The organism is Nannocystis sp., from assembly GCF_016714285.1.
In the GTDB taxonomy this organism is placed as follows: Bacteria; Myxococcota_A; Polyangia; order Nannocystales; family Nannocystaceae; genus Nannocystis.
Genome location: NZ_JADJNN010000001.1, coordinates 1,046,724 through 1,069,417, shown reverse-complemented (window position 1 = coordinate 1,069,417; position 22,694 = coordinate 1,046,724). Strand labels below are relative to the sequence as shown.

The 22,694-nt window shown below is 73.2% G+C and carries 17 protein-coding genes; 6 read left to right on the top strand and 11 right to left on the bottom strand.

Features of this window, described 5'->3' with window-relative positions; genetic code table 11:
- The 9 genes from IPJ59_RS04230 to IPJ59_RS04190 form a co-directional block, all read right to left on the bottom strand.
- A partial coding sequence (locus IPJ59_RS04230) for a phytoene/squalene synthase family protein (RefSeq protein ID WP_293269859.1) occupies positions 1-394 on the bottom strand: 394 nt, incomplete at its 3' end.
- 155 nt (positions 395-549) lie between these two features.
- Positions 550-2,829: a hydroxymethylglutaryl-CoA reductase, degradative gene (locus IPJ59_RS04225; protein WP_293269857.1), complete on the bottom strand. Its 2,280-nt coding sequence runs from the start codon at positions 2,827-2,829 to the stop codon at positions 550-552.
- A complete protein-coding gene (gene mvaD / locus IPJ59_RS04220) occupies positions 2,826-3,812 on the bottom strand; it encodes a diphosphomevalonate decarboxylase (protein WP_293269856.1) in 987 nt (328 codons plus the stop codon). Before mvaD ends, IPJ59_RS04225 begins: the two co-directional genes overlap by 4 nt.
- Before the next feature lie 80 nt (positions 3,813-3,892).
- A complete protein-coding gene (mvk, locus tag IPJ59_RS04215) occupies positions 3,893-4,813 on the bottom strand; it encodes a mevalonate kinase (protein ID WP_293269855.1) in 921 nt (306 codons plus the stop codon).
- 82 nt (positions 4,814-4,895) lie between these two features.
- A complete protein-coding gene (fni, locus tag IPJ59_RS04210) occupies positions 4,896-5,945 on the bottom strand; it encodes a type 2 isopentenyl-diphosphate Delta-isomerase (RefSeq protein WP_293252519.1) in 1,050 nt (349 codons plus the stop codon).
- Positions 5,946-6,229: 284 nt separating this feature from the next.
- Positions 6,230-6,703, bottom strand: coding sequence for a GNAT family N-acetyltransferase (locus IPJ59_RS04205; protein ID WP_293269854.1), 474 nt, complete (start codon positions 6,701-6,703; stop codon positions 6,230-6,232).
- The gene (locus IPJ59_RS04200) at positions 6,685-7,740 is read right to left on the bottom strand and encodes a D-alanine--D-alanine ligase family protein (protein ID WP_293269853.1); all 1,056 of its coding nucleotides are present in this window, start codon (positions 7,738-7,740) and stop codon (positions 6,685-6,687) included. Before IPJ59_RS04200 ends, IPJ59_RS04205 begins: the two co-directional genes overlap by 19 nt.
- Positions 7,741-7,801: 61 nt before the next feature.
- Complete coding sequence (locus IPJ59_RS04195) at positions 7,802-8,839, bottom strand: D-alanine--D-alanine ligase family protein (protein ID WP_293269852.1); 1,038 nt, start codon at positions 8,837-8,839, stop codon at positions 7,802-7,804.
- 261 nt (positions 8,840-9,100) lie between these two features.
- Positions 9,101-11,650, bottom strand: coding sequence for a VIT domain-containing protein (locus IPJ59_RS04190; RefSeq protein WP_293269851.1), 2,550 nt, complete (start codon positions 11,648-11,650; stop codon positions 9,101-9,103).
- A gap of 275 nt (positions 11,651-11,925) precedes the next feature.
- On the opposite strand from IPJ59_RS04190, the gene IPJ59_RS04185 reads away from it, so the two are divergent.
- Together IPJ59_RS04185 and IPJ59_RS04180 are read left to right on the top strand one after the other, a co-directional pair.
- A complete protein-coding gene (locus tag IPJ59_RS04185) occupies positions 11,926-12,774 on the top strand; it encodes a hypothetical protein (protein ID WP_293269849.1) in 849 nt (282 codons plus the stop codon).
- Positions 12,775-12,855: 81 nt separating this feature from the next.
- Entirely contained in the window at positions 12,856-14,226 is a 1,371-nt protein-coding gene (locus tag IPJ59_RS04180; protein ID WP_293269848.1) for an AgmX/PglI C-terminal domain-containing protein, read from the top strand.
- Positions 14,227-14,402: 176 nt separating this feature from the next.
- On the opposite strand, the gene IPJ59_RS04175 is transcribed toward IPJ59_RS04180, so the two are convergent.
- On the bottom strand, positions 14,403-14,621 hold the full coding sequence (locus IPJ59_RS04175; protein ID WP_293252542.1) for a UBA domain-containing protein: 219 nt from the start codon (positions 14,619-14,621) through the stop codon (positions 14,403-14,405).
- Positions 14,622-14,656: 35 nt separating this feature from the next.
- Entirely contained in the window at positions 14,657-16,381 is a 1,725-nt protein-coding gene (locus IPJ59_RS04170) for a hypothetical protein (protein WP_293269847.1), read from the bottom strand.
- Positions 16,382-16,494: 113 nt separating this feature from the next.
- Here IPJ59_RS04170 and IPJ59_RS04165 point away from each other — a divergent pair, with 113 nt between their 5' ends.
- Genes IPJ59_RS04165 through IPJ59_RS04150 form a run of 4 tightly spaced genes read left to right on the top strand, consistent with a single transcriptional unit; the run spans position 16,495 to position 22,639 of the window.
- The gene (locus tag IPJ59_RS04165; protein ID WP_293252548.1) at positions 16,495-16,917 is read left to right on the top strand and encodes a RidA family protein; all 423 of its coding nucleotides are present in this window, start codon (positions 16,495-16,497) and stop codon (positions 16,915-16,917) included.
- A 24-nt stretch (positions 16,918-16,941) separates the two neighbouring features.
- Positions 16,942-19,590, top strand: a complete 2,649-nt coding sequence (locus IPJ59_RS04160) for a carboxypeptidase-like regulatory domain-containing protein (RefSeq protein ID WP_293269846.1) — start codon at positions 16,942-16,944, stop codon at positions 19,588-19,590.
- Positions 19,591-19,643: 53 nt separating this feature from the next.
- On the top strand, positions 19,644-20,180 hold the full coding sequence (locus tag IPJ59_RS04155) for a hypothetical protein (protein ID WP_293269845.1): 537 nt from the start codon (positions 19,644-19,646) through the stop codon (positions 20,178-20,180).
- Between the two features lie 2 nt (positions 20,181-20,182).
- Positions 20,183-22,639: a hypothetical protein gene (locus tag IPJ59_RS04150; RefSeq protein WP_293252555.1), complete on the top strand. Its 2,457-nt coding sequence runs from the start codon at positions 20,183-20,185 to the stop codon at positions 22,637-22,639.
- Positions 22,640-22,694 lie beyond the last annotated feature (55 nt).

Sequence of the window (22,694 nt, the reverse complement as noted above, 5' to 3'; positions counted from 1 at the left end):
TCGGGATGTTGTGGCGACGGACGGTGTCTCGCAGGGCGAGGAACACGGGGTGGTTCACGTCGCGGTGGTAGCAGGCCTCGAGCAGCTGCTCCCAGCGGTCGAGGGCGTCGACGCGGCGGTTCTCGTAGCGGGGCTCGTCGGCGAAGTCGTCGGCCGTGCGCGCGTACGCGTAGATGGCCATGACGTTGGGGCGCAGGTGCGAGGGCAGGAAGCGCGAGGCGACCGGGAAGTTCTCGTAGTGGGTGGTGGCCATGCGCTCGCAGTAGCGATAGGCCGTCTCGATGGTCCACGGCCCGGGCGGGGCGCCGTCGGGCGGGTTCCAGCGCGGCCCCGTCTCGTCGTCGGCGGGCGGGGGCGGGACGCAGAACAGTCGCGGTTCGGTGGCGCTGACCATGGAGACCTCGGAGGGGAGCGGGCGAAGGTGGTGCCGCGGGGGCACGTGGGAAGCCGGGAGGAGGTGCCGCGGGGGCACGTGCGGGAGATGAAGGTGGTGCCGCGGGGGCACGTGGAGAGTCGGGAGAATGTAGCCGAAGTGGCCGTGCGGCGGGCTCATTGCCGCAGGTGGCGGAGCAGCGTAACAGCGTGTTCGTGCTTGACTTCGCCCGACTCGATGAGGCGTGTGACGAGGATCTCTATTTCGGGGCCGAGAGCGCCTGCGCCGATGGCGACCGAGCGGGCGTGGAGGCCCATGTGGCCGCGCTGGATGCCCTCGGTTGCGAGCGCGCGGAGGGCCGCGAGGTTGCTGGCGAGGCCGACGGCGGCCATGACCTGGCCGAGCATGGTGCGGGCGTGCGGACCGAGGATCTGGAGGGCGAGGCGGGCCGAGGGTTGCACCTTGGTGGCGCCGCCGACGGTGCCGACGGCGGCGGGCAGGCTGATGCTGCCCTCGAGGTGGCCGTCGGCGGCGACGCTCCAGGTGGCGAGCGGGCGGTAGGCGCCGCTGCGGGCGGCGTGGGCGTGGGCGCCGGCCTCGATGGCGCGCCAGTCGTTGCCGGTGGCGAGGACGACGGCGTCGACGCCGTTCATGACGCCCTTGTTGTGGGTGGCGGCGCGGTAGGGGTCGAGCTCGGCGAAGCGGGAGGCGGAGGCGATGCCGGCGGCGACCTCGTCGCCGGGCCAGCCGGGCGCGGCGAGGGCGGCCGGGGGCACGCGGCAGCTGACGTGGGCGCAGCGGCGGTCGGCGAGGTTGCTGAGGATCCGCAGGCCGGGGTGCCAGCCGCTGAGCTCGTGGAGGCGAGGGGCGAGCGACTCGGCGATGGTGTTGAGGAGGTTGGCGCCCATCGCGTCCTGGCAGTCGACGATCGCGTGGACGACGAGCATGTCGGGGGCGAGGACGCGGACCTCGAGCTCGCGGGCTCCGCCGCCGCGGGCGACCAGGCGCGGGTGGGTGGCGTCGGCGAGGGCGAGCAGCTCGGTGCGAGCGGCGAGGATCGTGGCGGCCGCAGTGGTGGCGTCGAGGCGGGCGGGCTGCGGGGCGCAGAGCTGGACCTGGGCGATCATCCACGGGGGATCGGCGCGGGCGACGAAGCCACCGCCGGCGCGGACCATGCGGGCGGCGTTCGATGCGGCGGCGACGACGGATGCCTCCTCGATGGCCATCGGGACCAGGAGGTCGACGCCGTTGATGCGGAAGTTGGTGGCGACCGCGAGCGGGATCTGGAGCGTGCCGATGACGTTCTCGATCAGGTTGTCGGCGCTCTCGAGGCTGAGGCTGCCGGGGTCGAGGGCGCTGAAGTCGGCGAGCGGGAGGCCGGTGCTGGCGGCCAGCTGGGCGCGGCGCTCGGGGACCTTGAGCTTGAAGAAGCCGCCGAGGCGGGAGTGCGTCGGCGGGCGCGGCTCGCTGCGCAGGCCGGGGGCGGCGACGGCGATGTGGTTCAGGAGGTGGAGGTTGTGCTCGCGTGCGAGGCGGACGCCGAGGCGGTCGAGCTCGGCCTGGCTGGCGGCGAACACGACGACGAGGTCCCCGCCGCCGGCCCCGGTCGGCTTGGCGGCGAGGCCGAGGGCGCGGGCGAGGTCGGTGATGGCGGTGATCGGCGGGGTGAGGATCGGGGCGCCGCTGAGGGCCTGGAGGGCGGCGAGGCCGAGGTTGTGGTGATCGACGGCGCGGCGGATCGCGGCCATGCCGGGGCCGGGGTCGGCGAGGGCGTAGGCGGCGAGGAAGTCGTGGCTGGCGCGGGTGAGGAGGTCGATCGCGCGGGCGTGGGCGGCGGGGTCGGCGGTGGCGGCGGCCTGGACCCGGCGGACGAAGGCGGCGGTGTTGGCGGGGGCGCCGGCGTCGACGAAGCCGACGTGCAGCCAGGCGGGGTGGGCGAGCAGGACGGGGTCGCTGCCGCGGGTGAAGCGGAGGCTGCCGCCGAGCACGGCGGCGGCGACGTCGCCCCCGCTGCCGCCACCCTGGGCCTGGTGGTGGGCGGCGCGGGCGAGGGCGAGGGCGAGGGCGCGGGTGTCGGCGCTGGCGAGGTCGTGGCCGGCCTCCTGGAGGTGGAAGCCGACGACGGCGGCGGCGACGGCGGCGCTCGAGCCGAGGCCGAGCTTGCGATCGCCGCGGCTGAAGGGGCCGGTGTCGACGCTCGGGACCTCGCCGAGGGGGCGCGGGCGTCCTGGAGGACAGGTGGCAGGGCCTGTCCTCGAGGACAGGTGGTCGCGGACCTGGGCGTGGGCGGCGAGGCTCAGGTCGCTGGGGGCGGGGCGGTCGGGGTAGTCGCAGTCGTGGGCGACGGCGCGGACGTCGACGGCGGTGACGAGCGCCGGGACGCCCTCGAGCACGGCGTACTCGCCGATGAGGAAGGCCTTGCCGGGGGCGGAGACGGGGCGGCGCGCGGGGGTCATGGGAGCAGCTCCACGCGGGCGTCGGGGCCGGGGGCGAGGGTGTCGACGGCGTGGACGCCGGGGACGGCGGCGAGGCGGGCGGCGAGCTCGGCGGCCTGATCGGGGCGGCACAGGACCTTGACGTGGGGGCCGGCGTCGCTGGTGACGTAGGCCTCGAGGCCGGCGCGGCGGGCGGCCCAGACCTCGTGGATGGCGGCGAGGGTGGTGCCGTTCCAGTAGATGAGCGGCGGGACGGTGGCGAGCATGCAGGCGTGCATCTTGAAGCAGCTGTGCTCCATCACGGCGCCGAGGGCGGGGAGGTCGCGGGCGGCGAGGGCTCGTTCGCCGCGCTCGAGGTCGGCCTCGGAGGTCGCGACCCAGGCGGGGTAGTAGGGCGAGGTGTCGGCGCTGCGCTGCATGCCGTCGGTGGAGCCGATCGGCTTGGGGCCCTTCGCGGTGTGGACGACGAGCAGGCGCAGGTCCCAGTGGTCGGCGGGGAACAGCGGGCGGGCGCGGCAGTCGGCGCCGTCGGGCCGCTCGCCGCGATCGAGGCGGACGAAGCCGCCCCACAGCGAGCGGGCGGCGGAGCCGGAGCCGCGGCGGGCGAGCGCCGAGAGGGCGCCGCGGTCGAGGTCGAGCTCGAAGGCGGCGGCGGCGGCGAGGGTGAGGGCGGCGAAGCCGGAGGCGGAGGAGGCGAGGCCGGCGGCGGTCGGGAGGTGGTTGGTCGAGTCGACGGCGCAGGGCGGGCGCGGGCCGGGGTTGGCCGAGCGCCAGACGCGGTCGAGGTGGCGGGCGACCTTGGCGGCGGCGGCGGGATCGCTGTGGCCGTCGAGCTGGAAGCTGTCGCGCTCGCCCGGGCGGACGGTGGTCTCGCTGCGCAGGCGCTCGAGGGTGAGGGACAGCGAGCCGACGGCGGGGAGGTTCTGATCGGGGTCGCCGGGGCGCTTTCCCCAGTACTTGATCAGGGCGATGTTGGTGTGCGCGACGGCGCGGGCGGCTCTCATCGGGGCTCCTGGGGCGCGGCCATCGGGGCGGCCATCGGGGCCTGGCCGGAGGGACAGGTGCGAAGGGACAGGTGCGGCGCTCATGGGTGCACCTCGACGAGCAGGGGCTCGTAGGTTGCGAAGGCGGTGAGCAGGGCGCTCGGGTCCGTGGGTGGGAGGACCAGGAGGCAGCCGCCGCCGCCGGCGCCGGTGAGCTTGGCCCCGAGGGCGCCGGCCGCGAGGGCGCTGGCTTGCAGGGCGTCGAGGGCGGGGGAGGAGACGTCGATGGCGCCGAGGAGGTGGTGGGCGATCGTCATGAGCTCGCCCAGGGCGGTGAGGTCCTGGTGGGCGAGGGCGCGAATGCTGGCCTCGGCGGCGGCCCCGAGGGCGGAGAGGGTCGGGGTGATCACGCTGCGCTGGCGCTCGAGGCGGGCGCGGACCTTGGCGACCTGGATCGCGGTGGAGCGGGGGATGTTGCTCGGGATGAGCAGGAGCGGCAGCGGGCCGGCGAGCGGGACGGGCTCGGCCCCGGCGCCGCGGACGAAGCGGAGCACGCCGCCCTGGGCGGCGACGCGGCTGTCGAGGCCGGAGGGTTCGCCGTGGAACACGCGCTCGCCGGCGAGGGAGGCGTCGACGAGCTCGTCGAGGTCGGCGTGTTCGCCGAGGACGAGGCGGGCGAGGGCGACGGTCAGGGCGGCGGAGCTGCCGAGGCCGGCGCGGGCGGGCAGGCAGGTGGTGCCGGTGATCGCCCAGCCGGTGACGGGGCCGTCGCAGTGGGTGAGGACCTCGAGGCAGGCGCGGGCGACCGGGTGCTCGCTGTCGGCGCGCAGCTCGAGCTCGAGTTGCCACTGCGGGATCGAGAGGGAGATCGGGAGCTTCGCGTGCTCGCGGGGGACGGCCTGCAAGCACACGCCCTGCGGGAGGCCGGCGGCGACGGCGGGGTGGCCGTAGACGACGGAGTGTTCGCCCAGCAAGATGACCTTGCCGCAGGCCTCGGCGCGGGGGTGAAGCGGGATCGGCATGACTCGGGCGGCGGTGGGGAGCGACCTGGCGTCAGGTGATGCGACGATGGTTCGCGGTGGATCGACGTGGCGCGACGAGGGCTCAGGGGACCCAGCGGGCGAGGGCCGGGCCGAGGATCCGCGGGCAGCGCTGGAGCGCGGCGACGTCGGGCGAGCCGGTCAGCAGCATGATGCTGCGGACGGTGTGGATGAGGCGCTGCAGGAAGCTGAGGGCGCCGTCGAAGCCGCCGGCGCGGTGGGCCTTGAGCAGCGGGGCCGCGAGGCCGCCCGCGCTCGCCCCGAGGGCGATGGCCTTGGCGACGTCGGTGCCGCTGCGCAGGCCGCCGGTGGCGATGATCTCGAGGCCGAGGCCCTGGAGCTGGACCAGCGAGGCGGCGGTGGGGATGCCCCAGTCCCACAGCTCGTCGGCGAGCTGGCGTTCGGTCTCGTCGACGGCGCGGTGGGCCTCGACGGCGACCCAGCTGGTGCCGCCCGAGCCGCTGACGTCGACGTGGCGGACGCCGCAGGCCTGGATCTGGATGGCGACGGCGCGCGACAGGCCGCAGCCGGTCTCTTTGACGACGATCGGGATCGGGAGCTCCTGGACGAGGCGGCGGATGGTGTCGAGGCCGCCCGAGAAGTCGCGATCGCCGCCGGGCTGGACGATCTCCATGGCGGGGTTCAGGTGGATGCAGAGGGCGTCGCTGCCGGTCTCGCGGCACAGCTCGGCGATCTGGGCGGTGGTCATGGCGCGGGCCTGGACCAGGCCGAGGTTGCCGAGGAGGAGCACGTTCGGGGCCTGGTCGCGGACCTTGAAGGTCCAGGTGGTGCTCGGGCGCACGAACATGGCGCGCTGGCTGCCGAGGCCGATGCCGAGGCCGAGCTGGTCGGCGGCGCGGGCGAGGTCCTGGTTGATCGCGGCGGCTTCGTCGGTGCCGCCGGTCATGGCGGAGATGATGATGGGGGCCGCGAGGCGCTTGCCGAGCAGGTCGATGTGGCTGTCGACGGCGTCGGCGTGCATCTCCGGGAGGGCGCAGTGGACCAGCTCGACCTGCTCGAAGAGGCTGGTCTTGTCGCGGAAATTGACGTTGTCGCCGGCGCAGAGGGCGAGGTGGTCCTTCTTGCGCTGCGAGATGTCGAGGCGGTCCGCCATGGGCGGAATGTAGCTCGCTGGGCGTGTGGGCGAGCGCGGGGACCCGTGTGGAAACTCCGCGGGAGCTCGGGCCGAAACTGCCGCGTGGGGCCAGCTGGGCGGGGTTTGGCGGCGGATCTCGGTGGGGGTGCCGGGCCGCCGCGTCGCTGGGTGATCCGCAGCACAAGGGGGCGGGCGCGGGGCGGGATCGCGGTGGTGGCCGTCGAGGTGCTTGTCGTGGTGGTGGCCCTCAGCACGGCTCCGTCGGTGCGGTGCTTGTCGTCGCGGTGGACCGCGGGGTGGGCTCAGTCGAGGTACTTGCCGTAGACGATCTTGTCGTCGCCGGGGCGGTAGAAGCCGGGGATGCGGGCCAGCTCGCGGTAGCCGCAGCGGAGGTAGAAGCTCTGGGTCGGGCCGTAGCTGTCCTTGCCCGAGGTCTCGATGAGCAGCAGCCGGCCGCCGCTGCTGCGCAGCTCGGACTCGACGAAGGCGATGAGGCGCTGGCCGTGGCCGTGGCCGTGGCAGGCGGGGTCGACGGCGATCCAGTACAGATCGTAGGTGCCGTCGGTGAGGGGGGTGGCGCCGTAACAGACGTAGCCGACGACGACGCCGTCGTGCTCGAGCACGTGGACCAGGTAGTCGCCCTTTTCGGGCTGGTGGATGGCCTCGGCGACGAGCTCGTCGGCGCACTCGACCTCGGCGGGGGTGAACACGCCGGTGGCGACCAGGATCGCGTGGATCCGCGGGGCGTCGTCGGCGGCTACGCGGCGGATGCCCATGGTACCCGGTGGCCGTGCAGGCGGACGTGGATGAGCTCGCACAGGAAATCCTCGAAGCGGATGTCGGCCGCGGCGAGGGCCTTGCGGAAGCCGGAGCCGGGGCCGATGTCGGGGTTGGCGTTGATGTCGATGATGTTGATGCGGCCGTCGGGGCCGCGGCGGAGGTCGAAGCGGCAGTAGCCGCTCATGCCGATCATGCCGGCGACGTGGCGGCAGGTGGCGTTGATCTCGGCGAGCAGGGTCGGGTCGAGGCTGTGGGCGATGCGGCTCTCGGTGCTGATGTCCTCGACGGAGCCGATGTTCCACTTGGCCTGCCAGCCGACGACGCGGGCCTCGGGGGCGAGGCCGGGGGCGAACACGATCTGGCCGGGCGGGAGGGCGACCAGGCCCTGCTGGCTGGCGTAGAGGGCGAGGTTGTACTCCTCGCCGTCGATGAAGGCCTCGACCAGCGCGGGCTGCTGGTACTGGGCCCAGACGGCGTGGCAGCGGGCGAGCGCCGCGGCGGCGCTGCGGACGACGCCGGTGGCGTCGACGCCGATGCCGCCGTCCTCGCGGATCGGCTTGACGATGACGCGGCCGGAGCGGGCGCGGCGCAGCATCGCGTCGATGTCGGCGAGGATCTGTCCTTCGGGACAGCCGGGCGCGACGGCGAGGCCCTCGGGGGTGGCGACGCCGAGCTGGCGCAGGAGCTGCTTGATGAGGCCCTTGTCCTGGGTGAGGGCGATGGTCACCGCGTCGCAGCCGCAGTACGGGATGCCGAGGAGGTCGAGGGCGAGGACGAAGTGGGCCTCCCAGCGGGTCCGGCCGAGCACGCCCTCGCACAGGTTGAACACGAGGTCGGGGGCGTAGTCGCGGATCGCCAGGAGGGCCCCGGCGATGCAGTCGCCGACGGGGAACAGCTCGCAGTGGTGGTGCTGCGCGAGCGCGGCGTGGACGTCGAGCGCGGACTCGGCGACCTCGTCCTCGCCGAGGCGTTCGACCTCGTTGAGGTGCGGCTTGAGGTGGGTGTCGGCGTTGTAGGTGATGGCGATCTTCATCGTCGCGATCCTCGGCGTGCGCGGCAGACGGGTTGTCGGAGAGCGGCCAGAAAGTGCAGGGCTAGAAGTTGAAGGTGGAGGCGCGCTGGGACCAGCGTTCGCTGGCCACATCGAGGATGCGTGCGATCAGGCGGTCGTAGTCCCAGCCGTGGCCGCGGGCGATCCAGACCAGGTCGCTGTGGAGCGGGTTCAGACCCGGGAGGGGGTTGATCTCGATGAAGTTGGGGGCGCCGTCGCGGTCGCAGCGGATGTCGACGCGAGACAGGTCGCGGCAGGCGAAGGCGCGGTGGGCGTCGAGGGCGAGCTGGCGGATCGTGGCCAGCATCGCGGGGCTGACGGCGCCGCTGGCGAGCAGAGCGTCGCTCATGCGGTACTCGACCTGGTTGAGGTAGTCGCGCTTGACCTCGAGCGAGTAGACGAAGTCCCCGTCGTGGTGGCGGGGTTGCACCTGCATGACGCCGAGGACCTCGGCGCCGGCGCCGTTGCCGAGGACGCCGACGGTGTACTCGTCGCCGGGCAGGAACTCCTCGATGAGCACGGGCTGGCGGTAGTTTCGCTGGAGGGTGGCGACCAGGGCGAGCAGCTCGGCGTGGTTGCGACACACCGAGTTGTTGCGGATGCCCATGGAGGAGCCCTCGGCGACCGGCTTGGCGAACAGCGGGTAGCGCAGGTCGACGCCGCCGAGGGGATCGTCGGCGCCGACGATGAGGAAGGGGGCGGTGGCGATCCCGTGGCCGGCGGCGAACAGCTTGGCGAGGCCCTTGTCGAGCGCGAGGGCCAGGGCGACCGGGTCGGAGCCGGTGTTGGGGATGCCGAGCATCTCCAGCATGGCGGGGACCTGGGACTCGCGGCCGCGGCCGCCGACGCCCTCGGCGAAGTTGAAGACGCCGTCGAGGCGATCACCGTGGGCGCGGCGGATCAGCGCGTCGAGCATGGGGGGGCCCCAGCCGAGGCGCTCGACCTCGTGGCCGAGGCGGCGCAGCGAGGCGGCGATCGCCGTGACGGTCTCCTCGGAGTCGAACTCCTCGTAGCGGTCGATCGGATCGCCCGCGAGTGGAGCGATCTCCGGGCGCAGGTTGAAGGTCAGGCCGAGGCGCACGCGGACCTCCTTCCAGCGACCGAGCTGAAGGAGGTGAAGCCAGCGGTGGTGCCCGCAGCGAAGCCAACAGTGAAGCCAGCGGTGAAGCCAGCGGTGAAGCCAGCGGTGAAGCCAGCAAGCCAGCGGGACTGGTGGGGAATCGGGCGACCGGGTGGCCGACGTTGCGTCGGTGGTCGTCGGGGCGGCAGGGGCGAGGTCGTCGCCGATCCTGGCGGGCGGCAGTCGGGGGTCGGCTGCCTGCGCCTGGGAGGGCCGCGGCGATCAGCCGGGCTCGAGCACGAAGGGGTAGCTGACGGTGACGACGCCGCCGACTGGCTTGGGGAAGGTCCAGCGCAGCAGGGCGGCGCGGATGCATGCCCCGACGGTCTTGTCGGGGACGGTGTCCTCGCTGACGGTGGCGTTCGGGACCTTGCCCTTCAGGTCGATGTCGAACTGGATGACGACGCGGCCCTTGAGGTTGGGGTCGGCGCTGAGGCCCTGGTTGTAGCAGTGCCGGACCTCGTTGATGTGGGCGCGGACGATGCGGCGGATGATGTCCTTGTCGAGCGAGCCCTGGACCTCGGCCTTGGCCTGGCGCACGGTCGGGACGCGGGTGCCCCGGCCGCCGAAGCCGGCCCCTGCGCCGCGGCCGTAGCCGCTGCCCGTGCCGCCGCCGCCGCCCTTGCCGATGAGCCCGTAATTGCCGAGGCCGAGGGTGCCCTCGCCGTAGGCGCTGTTCTCGACGCCCTGCGGGAGCTCGAGCGGGACCTCGATGGTCTTGAGGCTGCCGTCGGGCTGCTTCTCGGGGCGGCGCTCGACGGCGACGAAGCTGGTGTACTCGGTCATGACGCGGTGCGAGATGGCGAGCTTGGTGACCTGCTCGATGATCGAGGTGTCGCCCCCGTTGTGCTTGAGGTTGGGGTAGCCGAGCAGGGCGTCGACCTGCTGGCGGGCCCACATCGAGGCCAGGCCGCTGTGCTCCTGGCCGGCGCGCAGGTCGAGCTTCAGGGGCATGGTGATCGGGGCGCCGCCGAGCCTGGCCTTGAGGGTGGCCTGGCCGGTGGTGGGGGCGCCGACGAAGCGGCCGTAGACGACGACGGGCTGGCCGGCGAACAGGTCCGGGAGGGCGTTCGGGACGACGTCGGCGACGGGCAGGCCGCCCCAGTCGATCTCGATGTCGGTGAGCACGGGCGTGCCGATGTAGCCGTAGAAGCGCTCGACGACGGCGTCGGTGGCCTCGCCGGGGCCGACGTAGGTGACGGCGCCGCGGCCGATGCGGCTCATGCCGTCGAGGAGGTAGTGGTTGACGGAGCTGCCGACGCCGAGGCCGAACAGGCGGGCGTCGCCGCGGCGCTTCTCGATCTCGGCGAAGACCTCGACCTCGTTGCCGATGTAGCCGTCGGTCAGGAACAGGACCATGCGCAGGCGCTCGGGGTCGGCGGGGCGCTCGAGCGCGGCCTTGATGCCGGCGAGCATCTCGGTGCCGCCGTAGCCCGCGAGGCGGGTGAGGAACTCGAGGCCGAGGGCGCGGTTGGCCGGGGTGTTGCGCAGCGGGGCCTCGGCGAGCTGGCTGGTGTCGCCGGCGAAGCGGAGGATCTGGAAGGTGTCGTCCGGGCCCATGCCGTCGAGCGCCTTGGTCACGGCGGCGACGGCGGTGGCCATCGGCGCGCCGTGCATCGAGCCGGAGGTGTCGAGCGCGAACACCAGCTCGCGCGGGCGGGCCTTGTCCTGCGGGTAGGCCTGGGGCGGCTCGACCGCGAGGGTGAAGTAGCCGCCGTCGTCACCTGTCTTTTGGGCCATGAGCTGGGCGCGCGGCTCGAGGCCGGCGAGCTGCCACGAGAGGTCGAAGTCGCGGTTGGGGCGGGCGCTGCCGCGGGCGAGCTCGAGGCGGGTGGTTGCGCCGGCGGCGTCGACGGTGAGCGCGTGGTACTTGGAGCGCAGGGCGGTGAGCGGGAAGGCGGCCTCGATCGCGACCTGGATGTCGACGGTGGAGCAGCTGACGACGCCCTTGGCGAGGCCGGGCGAGCGGATCGCGGCGGCATCCGGCACTGGGGCGGTGTTGCCGGCGCTGTCGGGGCTGCCGGGGATGTAGCGGGGGCCGACGGTGATCGGGAGCAGCAGGCGGTAGCGGCCCTGCTCGCGGCGCAGCGGCTGGACCAGGTGCATCTCGACCTCGATGGTGCCGCCGGGCGGGATGTTGGCGACGGCCTGGGCGAAGAGGTTGGGCCGATTTTGCTCGAGCAGGGCGGCGCTCTGGCCGGCGTCCCGGGCCTCTTCATAGGTGCGGCGGGCGTCGTCGCGGGTCTTCATGACGCCGCGGATCTCGCGACCGTCGACGCGGATCCAGTAGTCGTCGACGGCGGCGTCGGCGGGCAGCGGGAAGTTGTAGATCGCCTCGAGGCGGTCCGGCAGGGGGTTGTGGAACACCTGGATGACGGAGGTCTCGGCGACGGTGCCGATGATCACGGTGTCGTATCGGGTCTCGCGCAGCGGGAGGCCGAGCCATGCGTCGCCCTTGCGGACGGCCATGCGGCCCTCGGAGGCGGCGCTGTTGGGGTCGATCGGCGCCGCGTCCTGGGCGGGCGCCGCGTCGGCGCAGCGCGAGCCGTCGTCGACGGGGAGCTCGGAGCTGATGAGCTGGCCCTGGATCGGCTTGCGCGGCGGGCGGGCCGGTGGCGCCAGAGCGTCGGAGCCGTGGCGGGCGTCGTCGGGCGCGGCGACGGCGTGCTCGTCCCCTGGGGTCTCGCCGAGCTCGCCGCTGGGCGTACAGGCGAGGAGGCCGAGGAGGGGGGCGAGGACGGAAGGGCGACTCAGCGGTGATCGGGGGTGCATCGGCGGCTCACAGTGCCCGGACAGGCGAGGCGAGAGACAGCGCGAGCACGCGGAGGTTCCCGGCGAATGTGAGCACTCGGAAGGCCGCGCAGTGACCGGCCGAGATCGTTCGTATACCATGGCGGGGCGTGACGCGATTGAGTGAGCGAGGGCGAGGCGGGGCCACGCGCGGGGTCGGGCCGTGGTGGGCCCTGTGCGCGCTGCTGGGCTGTTTTCGCGACGATGGTCCGGGGCAGCTGTGTCAGGGCGCTGCGTGTGCGGGGAGTACGGGCACGATGGGCGGGCCGACGAGCGGGCCGACGATCGCGTCGACGGGGGCGGGCGACACGGAGGTGTCGGCCTCGATGGCGGCGACGGGCGCGAGCGAGACGACGGGCGCGCCGGTCGACACGGGCATCACGATGCGGCTCGATTCGATGCGCTTCGTCGACCCGCACCTGTTCCTCAGCGACGGCGACGCGAACAACCCGATGTGCCAGGCGGACATCACGGACGCGGTGAACATGGTGCTGGGCGACGACATCGCGGCTTACAAGTTCAGCCTGCTGGTCCGCTTCGAGGACGTCGCGGCGACCGAGGTGCGGGTCATCGACGCGGAGTGCGAGGCGCCGACGGAGCCAGGCGCGATGGCCCTGTGCAAGCCCAACGACGGCACGCCGGCGGTGATCCTCGGGGTCGAGACGGTGGCGATGGGGAGCTGCCGCGACCTCGACCCCGCGGCCTATGCGGCGGTCAATGTGCCGTTGATTAATGATCCGACCCAGCCGTGCGTGCGGACCAAGCGGGCGTCGTTCTCGCTGTCGATCAGCGGGTCGGTCGGGGCGCTCGATCTGCGCGAGGCGCAGTTCGTGGCGGAGCTCGATGATGCAGCGGCGCCGACGCGGCTGGTCGACGGGGTGCTGTACGGGTTCCTGCCGAAGGTCTCGGCGGAGGATCTGATGTTCGACCTGCCGCTGATCGGGACCAAGACGCTGTGGTCGGTGCTCGATGTGCCGGCCTGTGTCGCCCCCCACATGGACCTGCTGCCGAGCGTCGACACGCTCAAGATCAACGGCATGGACGTGCCGGGGGTGTGGTTGGCGATCAACTTCACGGCGGCGCGGGTGCTGTATCAGCCGGGGTGAGGGCGGGGTGAGGGCGGGGTGAGGCTGTGGGCGCGCGTGGGCGCGCGGGAACTTTCGCCGCGGGCTGGCCTCTCACGCGGCATGGCTCGCCCGCTCCCGCCCGTCGCTGCGCTCGCCGAGGTCGCCGTCAGCCTCGGCGGGACCTTGCTGGACGTCCGCCACATCGGCCGCGGGGCGGAGGCTTCGCCGTGGTCGCCGTGGCTGCCGCGCTACACGCTGGGCGAGGGCCCGCAGGCGCAGCTGCCGGTGGCGCTGGCGGGTTGCGACGCGCGCGGCTGCTTCACCCTGGTCGAGGCGGCGGGGCCGGCGATCTGTCTGCGCCTGGCGCCCGCGATGCTGGGCAGCGTTCGGCGGGGCGGGGCGGAGCTCGCGGTCGCGGAGCTGCTGGCGCGCGGCGAGACGACGCTGCTGCTGGTGCCGGGCGAGGGGGCGACGCTGCAGATCGGGGCGATCGAGGTGGCGCTGCGGGTCGAGGCGGCGACGCCGGTGCAGCGCTTCCGGGCCCAGCTGGAGCGGCCGCTGTGGCTGGCGCAGGCGGGGGCGATGGCGCTGTTCGCCGTGCTGATGGTCGTGGTCCAGCGGGCCGAGCCGAGCGCTGCGCCGGGCTTCGACGATCCCGAGGTGCAGGCGACCTTGATCCGCTACATGACGCCGCGCGACGAGGTGGTGCCGTCGGCGGCGCCGAGCCTGCCGACGCGGGTCGCGGCGGTAGCGACGGCGAGCCCGGTGGTGCCGGTGCCCGCGGCGAGCGAGGCGGCGAGCGAGGTGGTCGCCGGTCCTTTAGGACATGACCCGGAGGACATGGCGCGAAGGTCAGGTATCTTCAGCGTCGGGGACTTCCTGGCGGCGATCGAGCAGGGTCACAAGGACGCGCGGGCGTCGATGGCCCGCTACGCGGTGTTCGCCGGGGAGACGGCGGTGTGGGCCAAGGAGGCGGCGAAGCTCCCGCTCCAGCGCGGCCTCGAGCTGGTGGGCACGGGGCGGCAGGGCGGCGGTCTGGCGCGCGAGGTGGTCGACGTCGAGATCGGGCTGATCGCGCAGCTCGACGAGCACGGCCGGCGGCGATGGGGCGGCGGGAAGCGGGCGGCGAAGGAGGCCTTCGCTAGCCGCGACCCGGCGCCAGCGCCGGAGCGGCGCACCAGCGTGGTGTGGACGGCGAGCGTGGGTCGCGACCTGATCCGCGGGGTGGTCAACCGCCACAAGCCGGAGGTGCGCCAGTGCTTCCGCGAGGGCATGACCCGCGACCCGGGGCTGCGCGGCGAGGTCGAGGTGGCGTTCACGATCCAGGGCGACGGCAGCGTGGCCTACCCGGCGATCGCTCGCAGCACGGTGAACGATGTGGCGGTCGACGAGTGCGTGACGGCAGCAGTGAAGCGCTGGCGCTTCCCGGTGTTCGTGGCCAGCGGCGGCGACGTCGACGTGCGCTTCCCGTTCGCGGTCGGGGCGGCCTGAGAGAGCGAGGGTTCCCGTTCGCGGTCGGGGCGGCCTGAGAGAGCGAGGGTTCCCGTTCGCGGTCGGGGCGGCCTGAGAGAGCGAGGGTTCCCGTTCGCGGTCGGGGCAGCCTGAGAGAGCGAGGGTTCCCGTTCGCGGTCGGGGCGGCCTGAGGCCGCGAAACGGGCGAGCGCGGGTTACTTCTTGCCGAACAGGCCGCCGAGGCTGGAGGTGACGCTGCCGAGGTCGACGCCGCCGAGGGCGCCAGCGGCGGAGCCGAGGGCGGAGTCGAGGTGGCCGCCGATCGACTCGGGGAGCTTGGCCTTGAGGAAGCCGATGACCGTGGTGGCGGCGCCGCGGGCCTGGTCCTCGGAGATGCCGGTCTTGCTGACGATCTGCTTGATGAGTTCTTCCATGGGGCCGGGAGTATCGCGGCGGCGGCGGCGTGGCGTCAATCGGGGCGGACGACGATCGGGGGCTCGACCAGACGCGGCCGGGTGCGCGGGTCGGCGAGGTCGCGCTCGCCGGGGACGAAGCGCGGCTGATCGCGCGGGGCATCGTGGATCTCGCGCCAGCGTCGGGGCACGCGGTCGAGGCCGATCGGGTAGATGGTGAGGCCGCCGTCGCGGCCGACGGCGATGCGCAGGAACAGCTTGTAGTCGCGGATGCCGAGGCCGCTGTAGGCCTCGGTGGTGTGGCGGCCGAAGCCGTTGAGCGAGACGAGGAGGTAGAGGCCCATGATCTGGGCGCCGACGATCCAGCCGCCGACGAACAGGGCGATCAGGGTGAGGCCGAGGTGCGGCAGGCCGCCGAAGCTCCAGCCGGCGGCGATCGCCACGCGGCTCATGAGCCAGCCGATCGCCACGGCGGCGCCGAGGTGGGCGAGCGCGTGGGTGAGGCCGCCCGCGAAGCGGTACCAGGCGCGGTGGGTGTCGGTGAAGATGAAGAAGCCGACGATGGCGACGAGGATCGTGCTGAAGGCGGAGGGCGAGCTGAGGGCGGCGGCGATGAATTCCTCGGCGGTGGAGCCGAGGCCGCCGACCTGGAAATCGTGGCGCGCGCCGAGCAGGTTCCAGCCGACCAGGAGGTAGAGGAGGCCGGTGAGGAGGCCGAAGCTCGGGCTGTGGTAGACGAACAGGAGGTCGCGCCAGGTGAGGCGGCGCGAGGTGGCGAGGTCGGGGTAGCTGCAGCGCAGGGCGTGGCCGGTGACCAGCGGGGTCTGCTTGAAGCTGTGGGTCGGGTGGAGGAAGGCGCCGCCGCTGCCGGCGGTGATCTTCTGGCTGCGATCGTCGGGGCTCGCGTGGCGGCGGTAGTGGTGGTAGTCGCCGGAGAGGTTGAGGCGGACGCGGCCCTTGAAGATCGTCTCCTCGAGGAAGACGAGGTTGCTGTCGCGGCGCATGCGGGCGCGCTCGTCGGGGTCGGCCTCGTGCTCGTAGACCCAGTGCGGCTCGGCGGTGCAGAGGATGACGCGGGCGTCGGGGCCCATCTGCGCGGCGATGCCGGTGAAGTAGGCGACCTGGGTGGCGTCGATGTCGGCGCCGAGCTGGGTGTCGGTGCCGATGATCCACCAGTCGTGCGGGAGGCGGGCGGCGAAGTAGCTGCGGCGCTGGCCCAGGCGCCAGCCGCAGAACCACGGCTTGTCGGTGAACAGGCGGCTCCAGGCGGCGAGGTTGTCGTACCAGTCGTGGTTGCCCGGGATGGCAAAGAGGGTCGGGTGCTCGGTCTCGGTCCAGCCCATCGCGGCGTGGTAGGGCATGACGAGGCGTTGCTCGTAGGCGGCGCGGCTGGGGGTCGGGTAGACCTCGTCGCCGCCGAGCACGAGGATGTCGCCGCGGCGGGTGAGGTGGGTGGCGCCGTCGGGGGCGTCGACGCGGAGCTCGGGGCGCGTGGCGGTGTACGCGATCGCGTAGGTCGAGTCCCAGCCGTCGCCGGTGTCGGCGATGTAGTCGAGCACGATCTCCTCGCGGGCGACGACCTCGCCGGTGACGAGGGTGCGGGTCGTGAAGTCGAAGCGGGCGTAGGCCTCGCTGGTGCGCGGGTCGATCTGACGCCGGTCGAAGTCGGCGCCGAGGATGGTCGACAGCCACACGCGGCGGCCGGTCTGCAGCAGCTGCAAGGGGCCGTACCAGCGGACCATGCGGGCCGGCGCGTACGGGAACTGCGGGGTGCCCGGCATCGCCGGCGATGGTGGCACGCGCGGGCGCGGCGTCACAGCCTGGTCACGGATCGGTGTCGCGCAGGCCGCGCTGCGCGTTGCGGGCGGGCGGGCTTTGGGCGAGCCTGACAGGCATGCACGTCCGCGAGCCCGTCATCCGCGAGGTCATCACCGAGGTCATCCGCACCGCCGACGCGCCGCAGGCGATCGGGCCGTACAGCCAGGCGATCGCGGTCCGCGGCGGGCGCACGGTGTACACCTCGGGCCAGATCCCGCTCGACCCGAAGACGATGCAGATCGTGGGTGAGGGGGACATCGTGGCCCAGACGGAGCGGGTGATGGAGAACCTGCGCGGGCTGCTGGCGGCCGCGGGCGTGGGCTTCGAGCACGTGGTGCGCGCGGGGATCTTCCTCGCCGACATGCAGCACTTCGGCCAGGTCAATGAGATCTACGGGCGAGCCTTCACCAAGGATCCGCCGGCTCGATCGACGGTGCAGGTGGCGTACCTGCCGCGCGGGGTGCTGGTCGAGATCGACATGATCGCGGTGGGGCCCTAAAGAGCCGCGATGGTAAGGGCCGCGATGGGGCGGGCGCGGTGGGCGGTGATCGGGCTGCTGCTGGCGGGCCTCGGCGGCGTGCTGGCGTGGCTGTGGCTCGGCGCGCCGCCGCCGGTGATCGAAGGCGGGAGCGAGGCCAGCGAGGGCGGCGAGGCGGGGGCGCCCGCGGTGGTGCTGGCGCCGCCGCGGCGGGTGCTCGGGCGGGTGCTGCTCGAGAGCCTGGCTGTCGGGACAGGTCCTGAGGGACAGGTTGAAAAGGACAGCCTGGACGCGGGCCCGCTGACGCCCCCGCCGCTGGGGCAGTGCACGGCGCGGGCGTGGCGGGCGGAGAAGCTGCTGGCGGAGGCGAGCTGCGCGGCGGATGGGAGCTTCGCGCTGGCGCTGGCGGTGACCGAGGCGGTGGTGGTCGAGATGCTGGTGCCGGGGCGGCTGCGGGCGGTGCTGACGACGCCGGCGACCGACGCGGACGTGCAGCTGCCGACGGTGGCGCTGGGGCTGGCGTCGTCGCTGCGCGGCGAGGTGATCGACGGGCAGGGGCGAGCCGTGGCGGGGGCGGAGGTGGCCGCGCTGCCGCTGCCGAACCTGGGCGAGCCGGAGCCGTGGCGGGTGACGAGCGCGGCGGACGGGAGCTTCCTGCTCGACACGCTGCCGGAGGGGCCGATCCGGCTGCGCACGAGCAAGCCCGGGCACGCGCTGACGATCCGCGACGCGTACGCGCCGGAGGCCGGGGTGGTGATCGTGCTGGACGAGCTGCTCGGGTTGACCGGGGCCGTGATCGGCGAGCCGAAGATAGCGGCGCGGGCGAGGGTGCGGCTCGAGGGCTCGTCGCTGTGGCCGCCGGTTTATCAGCGGGTCGCGGCGGACGGGAGCTTCGCGTTCACCGAGCTGGTCGACGGGGTCTACGGGCTGGTGGCGACGGTCGAGGCGGAGGCGCCGGGCGATCAGGAGTACGCGTCGATACCGCTCGAGAACCTCGGCGCGGGCACGGAGGTCGGGCTGGCGCTGGCGCTGGCGTACCGCATCCCGGTGCGGGTGATCAGCCCCGACGGGGCGCCGGTGGCGGGGGCGCGGGTGACGGTCGGCTACGCGAGCGTGGGGCTGTTGCAGCAGGTCGGAGAGACAGGTCCCGAAGGACAGGTGGCGATCGGTCCGATCGTGCCGGGGCCGTATGTCGTGAGCGCGGACGCGGACGGATACCTGCCGAGCGAGGCGATCCAGGTCGACCTGGGGGCCACGCCGCTGCCGACCCAGACCTTGACGCTGCTGCGGCCGGGGCGGATCGCGGGGATCGTGGTCGACGAGCGCGGGCAGCCGGTGGTCGCGGCGAGCGTGGTGGTGGACAGCGAGCAGCTGTACAGCGTGGGCGAGGGCTCGGCGCGGGCGGGGACCTTCACGGCGCTGCTGCGCGGCGGGAGCCTCGGGGTCACCGGCGGGACGGTGCCGCCGATCCCGCTGACGGCGCTCGCGGGCGGGCTCGCGGACGCGGGCGAGGTGACGGGGCTGATGGCGGAGAGCGACGAGGCGGGGCGCTTCGCGCTCGAGCTGCTGCTGCCGGGGACCTACCGGCTGCGGGCGGTGCACGGGCTGCACGCGGCGTCGCCGGTCGCGGTGGTGACGCTGGCGCCGGGGCAAGCGCGCGAGGGGGTGGTGCTGACGCTGGGCCGCGGGGTGCACGTCACGGGGCGGGTCTTCGATGGCAACCGGCGGCCGCTCGCGGGGGTGCGGGTGGAGCTCGGCGACGGCAGCGAGGTGCTGACCGACGCGTTCGGGGTGTTCGATGCGGGTTATCGGCGCGGGCGGGAGCGGCTGGTGCTGCGCCGGGCGGGGCTGATCCCCGAGGTGGTGGAGCTCGATCTGGGGCGCGAGGACGTGGTGATCGAGCGGCTGATGCAGCCGGCGGAGGGCGAGCTGACCGGGCGGATCCGCGGGGGCAACGATCAGCCGCTCGCGGGGGTGCGGGTGACGCTGACGCCGAAGGACGGGCTGACGGCGACGCAGGTCGGGTGGACCGACGAGCGCGGGCTGTTTGAATTCACGGACCTGGCCCCGGGGACAGGTGCGCTGGAGTTCGACCACCCGGACTACGCGCCGGGGCAGCGGTCGGTGAAGGTGGCGCGCACCCGCGGCGGGGCGCCGGTCGAGGTCTCGCTGGTGGCGGGGTGGTCGCTGGCGCTGAGCGTGCGGGCGCGCGGGAGCGGCGATCCGATCGCGGGGGCGCGGGTCGAGGTCGACGAGCGGCTGTGGTCGACCGACGAGGCGGGCGAGGCGGAGGTGCGGCGCCTGGCCGGCGAGCGGGTGCGGGTGGTGGTGCGGGCGGGCGGCTGGGTGGCGCAGAGCGAGCTGATCGAGCGGCCGGCGAGCGGGGCGGCGACGCTGGTGTTCGAGCTCGACGAGGCCGCGGGGATGGAGGGCGAGATCACGGACGAGCGCGGCGAGCCGGTCGGCGGGGCGCGGGTGCTGGTCCGCAGCGCGGACGGGTCGACGCTGCTGGCGGAGGCGAAGACGACGGCGGACGGGCGTTGGTCCGTGCCCGACCTGCCCGAGGGAGATGTGCGCGTCGAGGCGATCCCACCGCCCGCGCTGGCCGAGATCCTGGCGCCCGTGGCCATGGACTCGGATGTGCGCCGCGGACACGTGACGCGGGAGGTCGATCTGCGCTTCGATCGGTTATGATCCGCGGCCCGGGTCGGCGCGTGCGCGATCCGTGAGCCCAAGGAGCCCCCCCGATGTCCTCGCAGCTTCGTTTGTTGTCGTTGTCACTGTCACTCATGTTGGTCGCCTGCGGCGGCGAGACCAAGCCGGCCGCGGCCGACGCGAAGAGCCCCGACAAGGGCGCGCCGGCGACGGCCGCGAAGCCCGAGCCGACCAAGACGGCGGAGGCCGACAAGACCAAGGTGATCGAGGGGGCCGACCCGATCGACGACCGCTACTCGCTGCGCATCGATCCGCCGGCGGACGCGGTGGCGGGGCGCGAGGGCACGGTGAAGGTGACGGTGGTGCCGAAGGCGCCGTGGCACATGAACCTCGACTTCCCGACCACGCTGGCGATCGGCGCGCCGGACGGCGTGACCCTGGCGAAGGCCGAGATGAAGAAGGCGGACGCCGACAAGCTCGACGAGAACAGCGCCGAGTACTCGGTGAAATTCACGCCGGCGGCGGCGGGCGACAAGTCGTTCACCGGCAAGTTCAAGTTCGCGGTGTGCCAGGACGAGGCCTGCTCGCCGGTCACGGAAGAGGTCGAGTTCAAGGTCGCGGTCAAGTAGCCATGCAGGACCCGAGCAGCGCCCGCAACCGCATCGACGCGCTCGCCAGCGCGGTGGCCCAGGAGTTCGAGGCCACGCGCCGCGTGCTGAGCTTCGAGGAGTGGTTCGAGCTGCTGTGTGTCGCGCCGCAAGTGCACGCCCGCAACGCGGCGCAGTACCTGCGCGACTGCTTCGACTACTACGGCCGCCGCGGGGTGCGGATCCCGAGCGGCAAGGTCTCGCGCTTCCGGCTGTTTGACTGCGACTTTGACCACCCCGGCGGGGGGCCGCAGATCGGGCCGAGCGCGCGGCTGGTCGGGCAGGAGCGGGCGCAGAACGCGTTTTACGAGGCGATCGACAGCTTCGTGCGCATCGGTCGGGTCAACAAGCTGTTGCTGCTGCACGGGCCGAACGGGTCGGCGAAGACGACCTTCCTCGACTCGGTGATGCGGGCGCTCGAGGCGTACTCGCAGACCGACCAGGGGGCGCTGTACCGGTTCTCGTGGGTGTTCCCCAACAAGGCGGTGCGCAGCGGCGGGATCGGCTTCGCGGGCGGCTTCGGGGCGGGCTCGTGGGACGCCGGCGCAGGTGGGGCGCGGGAGACGACCTACGCCCGGCTGAGCGCGGAGGCGGTCGACTCGAAGCTGGCCGACGAGAACAAGGACTCGCCGATCTACCTCCTGCCGCTGGCGAACCGGGAGCAGATCCTCGGCGACCTGCTGACCACGGCGCGGGTGCGCGAGGGATCGACGAGCGGCAAGACGGGCCCGGGCGACAGCTCGCAGCGATCGCTGCAGGAGTTCGCGCTGAGCGAGGTGGTGCTGCGCGGGGACCTCACGCAGCGCAACCGCAAGATCTTCGACGCGCTGCTCGCCGGCTACCAGGGCGACCTGCGCAAGGTGTACCAGCACGTGCAGGTCGAGCGCCTGTTCCTCAGCCGGCAGTATCGCTCGGGGCTGGTGACGGTCGAGCCGAAGCAGACGGTCGACGCGCGCAGCTTCCCGGTGACGGGCGAGCGGGCGTACAGCAGCTTGCCGCCGAGCGTCGGCGGGCAGGTGCTGTACGCGTGCCAGGGCGACCTGGTCGACGCGAATCGCGGGCTGGTGAACTTCAGCGACCTGCTCAAGCGGCCGTACGAGCACTACAAGTACTTGCTGACGGCGACGGAGTCGGGCGCGGTGGCGCTGGACCACGTGGTGCTGGCGCTGGACCTGGTGTTCACGGCCTCGGGCAACGACCTGAACCTGCTCGAGTTCCGCGCCCTGCGGTCGGGCGAGTACCAGAGCCTGCGCGGGCGCCTGGAGCTGATCCCGGTGCCGTACCTGCTCGACTACCGGGTCGAGCGCAAGGTCTATCAGGAGCAGGTGGGCGACGTGCTGCGGGGGATCCACATCGCCCCGCACGTGCCGCGGCTCCTGGCGCTGTGGGGCGTGATGACCCGCCTGCGGGCGCCGGACACGAAGGTCTACGGGGCCAAGCTGCAGCCGGTGCTGTCGCGGCTGACGCCGCTCGACAAGGCCGACCTCTACGCCTACGGGCGGGTGCCGCAGGGGCTGACCAGCGACGAGGCGCGCGAGCTGCTGGCGGCGGTGCCGGCGATGCATCAGGAGCGCTTCTCGCAGGCGACGGTGCCGGCCGAGAGCGGGGACCCGATCTTGCTCGGCGACTACGAGGGCAGCTTCGGCGCCAGCGTCCGCGACCTCAAGCGGGTGCTGCTGGCGGCGGCGAGCGACCCGGGCACCAGCTGCGTGACGGTGCCGCGGCTGTTCCGCGAGCTGCGGCGCTTCATGGCCGACAGCGTGAACTTCCGCTGGATGCTGCTCGGGCTGGTGCCGGCAGGGGGGCCGGGAGCGCTGGCGGGGCGCGACGCGGGCTTCCACGTGCTCGACGGGGAGCACAGCATCACCCACGCGGTGTGGAACCGCTGGCTCGACCTCTCGGACTGGGAGGTGCGCGAGGCGATGGGGCTGGTCGACGAGTCGCGCTACCTCGACCTGTTCAAGAAGTACGTCAAGCACGTGTCGCACCACCTGAAGCGCGAGCGGATGTTCGACGCGGTGACCGGCAACCTGCGCGACCCGGACGAGAAGTTCATGCAGGGGCTGGAGAAGACGATGGACCCGAAGGCGGGGCCGAACTTCCGCGCCGACCTGCTGTCGCGGATCGGTGCGTGGGCGCTGAGCCACCCCGACGAGGAGCCGGCCTACGCGGAGATCTTCGCCGACTACTTCGGGCGGCTGCGCGAGGACTACTACCGCCAGCAGAAGGCGGTGGTCGGGCGGGGGATCCAGCGGATGCTCGAGCTGCTGAGCGACGATCGCCGCAGCGAGAATCCGCTGGCGCCGCAGGAGGAGCAGGTGGCCCGGCACTCGGTCGACGTGCTGCTCGGCAAGTTCGATGAGCCGGGCACGCGGCGCGAGCGGCACACGCGGGAGACGCTGCGCGAGACGCTGGTGCACCTGTCGAAGGTCCGGTACTGAGCGGCTGTCTGCGGGGACATGTCCCCGCAGACATGTGCTCACAGACATGTCCGAA